Source organism: Spirillospora sp. NPDC046719 (assembly GCF_040645715.1).
In the GTDB taxonomy this organism is placed as follows: domain Bacteria; phylum Actinomycetota; class Actinomycetes; order Streptosporangiales; family Streptosporangiaceae; genus Spirillospora.
Genome location: NZ_JBEYYT010000703.1, coordinates 1 through 3,332, shown reverse-complemented (window position 1 = coordinate 3,332; position 3,332 = coordinate 1). Strand labels below are relative to the sequence as shown.

Annotated in this window: 2 protein-coding genes and 1 pseudogene; 2 read left to right on the top strand and 1 reads right to left on the bottom strand. The window is 76.8% G+C overall.

Features of this window, described 5'->3' with window-relative positions:
- Positions 1-236, top strand: a pseudogene (locus ABZ914_RS48895) (hypothetical protein); the annotation flags it as partial.
- Positions 230-2,566: an FtsX-like permease family protein gene (locus tag ABZ914_RS48890; protein WP_500201444.1), complete on the top strand. Its 2,337-nt coding sequence runs from the start codon at positions 230-232 to the stop codon at positions 2,564-2,566. The pseudogene ABZ914_RS48895 and the gene ABZ914_RS48890, both read left to right, overlap by 7 nt.
- 4 nt (positions 2,567-2,570) lie before the next feature.
- Here the strand turns inward: ABZ914_RS48890 and ABZ914_RS48885 are convergent, their stop codons facing one another.
- On the bottom strand, positions 2,571-3,008 hold the full coding sequence (locus tag ABZ914_RS48885; RefSeq protein WP_500201443.1) for an STAS domain-containing protein: 438 nt from the start codon (positions 3,006-3,008) through the stop codon (positions 2,571-2,573).
- Positions 3,009-3,332 lie beyond the last annotated feature (324 nt).

The window sequence follows — 3,332 nt, the reverse complement described above, 5'->3', positions numbered from 1 at the left end:
TGGACGCCGAGCACGGCCAGACGATCGTCATGGTCAGCCACGACCCGGTCGCCGCCGCACACGCCGACCGCGTCGTGTTCCTGGCCGACGGCCGTATCGCCGGCACGCTGGACGATCCCGACACGGTGACCGTCGCCGGGCGCCTGGCCCGGCTGGAGGAGGCGGCAGGCGCGGCGGGTGCGGCGGGTGCGGCGGGTGCGGCGGGTGCGGCGGCCGGGGAGGCGACGGCATGCTGAGCGTCGCCGCCGCGGGCCTGCGCGCCCGCTGGACGTCCCTCGCCGGACCGCTGGCCGCGCTCACCCTCGGCGTCGCGGTGATCGCCACGATGGCGCTGGTGCTGGGGGCGGCCTCCGACGACCCGCACCGGCTGCCGCGGCGGTTCGCCGCCGCCCCCGCCGTCGTCCAAGCCGACCCGAACCTGCGGCTCCGGGACCGCTACGGGACGCCGACCGCCGTCCCGTTCGCCGAGCAGCCCGCCCTGCCCGCCGCGGCCCTGGCCGCCTTCCCCGGCGCCGCGCTGGACCGCACGTTCCCCGCCCGGCTGCCCGGCGGCCCGTCCGACCAGGTCGGCCACGGCTGGTCCTCGGCCGCCTTCGCCCCCTACACCCTGACCTCCGGCCGCGCGCCCGCGCGTCCCGGCGAGATCGTCACGACCGCCGGTGGGCGGCCGGGGCAGCGGGTCCTCGTGCATGCCGCCGACCGGGACGGCTTCTACACCGTCGTGGGGACCGCGCGGGCTCCCGCCGGCGCGGCCGAGGTCGAGCACGCCGTCTTCTTCTCCGACGCCGAGGCGGCCCGGCTGTCGCCCCCGGTCGACGCGCTGGTGCCCACCGGCCAGGCCGCCGCACGGCGCGCCGCCGGCCTCCCCGGCGTGCGGCTCCTGACCGGCCGCGACCGGGCCCTCGCCGATCCCGGCGCGCTCCGCGACCGCGCCGACCTGACCTCGCTGACCTCCTTCCTCGGCATCGCCGCTCTGCTCTCGGCCTCGGTCTCGCTGTACGTCACCGCCAGCGCCTTCGGACTGTCGGTCGCGCGCCGCCGGCGCGAGCTGGCGCTGCTGCGCACCCTCGGCGCGACACCGCTCCAGGTCGTCCGGTCGGTCGGCGTCGAGGCGGTGCTGATCGGAGTGGCGGGATCGGCCGCCGGATGCGTGCTCGGCCTGGGCGGCGGGCCGCTGCTCGCCCGGTGGCTCGCCCGGCACGCCATGGCCCCGTCCTGGTTCACCGTCCCGCGCACCACCGCGTGCGCGGTGCCGCTGACGCTCGCGTTCGCCGCCGGTGTCGCGGTGGCGGTGCTGGCCGTGGTCGCCGCCTCCGTCCGGGCCGCGACCATCCGCCCGGCCGAGGCCCTGCGCGCGGCGGACGCCGAACCTCGCGGATCGGGACTGCCCCGGCGGCTGCTGGGCCTGGCCGCGCTCGGCTTCGGCGCGGTGCTGCTGCTCGCGGTGGTGACGGTGGCGCCGGACGCCGTCCTGGACCCGAAGACCGACGTCGAGCTGGCGCTGCTGATCGTCGGCGGCGCGGTGCTGCTGGCCCCCGCCCTTCTCCCACCGCTGATCAGGGCGCTCACCTGGCCGCTCACCCGCGGTGCCGGGCCCGGCGGCCTGCTGGCCCGCGAACGGGTGGCCGCCGGCTCCCGCCAGGCCGCCGCCACGGTCGCCCCCGTGATGATCACGCTGGGGCTCGGGCTGGCCGTCCTCGGCACGACGGGCACCGTCCAGGCGGCCGAGGACCGCGGCCTGCATCACCAGGCCGCGCCCGCCGACCTGGTCGTCCTGCCCTCCGGGGCCGCCGGGCTGCCGACGTCGCTGGTCGCCCGCGTCCGCGCCGTGCCGGGCGCGGCGGCGACCGCCGTCACCGACACCAGCGTGCTCGCCCGCGAACCCGCCCTGACCCCGTTCCACCTGGAGGCACCGGCGCCGGTCCCGTTCCCCGCCATCGCCGTCGACTCCCCGGCGGTGCTCGGGCTGCGCGTTCGCGAGGGCTCGCTGGACGGCTTGAACGACGCGACCGTGGCGCTCGACCGCTCCTGGCACAAGCGGGTCGGGCAGACCGTCCACCTGTGGCTCGCCGACGGCACCCCGGCGACCCTGCGGATCACCGCCGTGTTCGACGCCGAACCCGGCGGCCCGCGACTCGTCCTGGGACCGCACCGGAGCGGCAGCGCCCGGCCCACCCGCGTCTACGTGCGCGGCGGCTCCACCGCCCTCACGGCCGTGAAGGCCGCGCTGGGTCCTGGCCACCGGGCCGACGCCGAGGCCACGGCCGTCCCCGCCGCGCGCTGGGCCGGCAGTGTCACCGACCGGCAGGCGGACCAGACCCGCGTCGGCCTGCTGGTGATGATCGGCATCGCCGCCGCCTACGGCGCGATCGGCGCCGTCACCACGGCCGCAACGGCGATCTCGGGCCGGCGCGGCGAGCTGGCCCTGCTCCGCAGGATCGGGACGACCCGGCGGCAGGCGTTCGCGTTCGTCTGCCAGGAGTACGCGCTGCTGGTGGCGGCCGGCGTGCTGACGGCGGCGGGCGCCGCGGGCATCGTGCTGGCCGGCGTGAGCCTGGCGGCCTGACCACTCATCGGTCCCGCTGCGCCGGCCGGTGGTGCGGTGCGGGCCGGTGGTGCGGCCCTGCCTGGTGGACCACGATCGCCGTCTCGACCGAGGGGTAGATCGGGATGATCCGGGTGAAGCCGCTGGTCCGCAGGACCTGGCGGACGCGCTGGTTCACCGCCGCGACGGCGAGCACGCCCCCATCGGCGCCGTTCTCGTCCGTCTCCGGCCGCGGCGGGGGCCGCAGGAGGCGGTGAACGCCGGCCAGCACGCCGAGGCCGTTGGAGTCGACGAACTCGACCCGGGCGAAGTCCAGGATGAGGTGGCCGGCGCCGTCGCCGATCAGCGCGGCCAGGTGACCGCGCAGCTCGGCCGCGGAGGCGACGTCCAGCTCGCCGGCCAGGGTCACGACCGCCAGGCCGCCGTCCGCCGGCGGGAACCGGCTCTCCACGATCAAACCCACGGCCGTCACTCCCCGGTTTCCCTGCGAAGCGCGTGCTGCCTGGCCGTTTACCCGCTACCGACCGGAGCACACGCGGCCGGCGCAGAGAAGCCCAAGGTGTGATCTACGAAACTCTGTAGTGAACGAGGTAGATTTTCGAGGGAGCGGCGGGTAGTGTTCCTGTCATCGAAGAGAGACGAGTCCATGAGAAGCGGCAGAGAACGAACTGCCGGACGGTATGGATGACACCGGCCGGGCGTGCTGGGGCCAACGCAGTGCAAGGGGCTCCGGCAGCCGGCCGGACCGGCTGCCAACTGGCCGACGGGATCGACACAAATCAAGAAA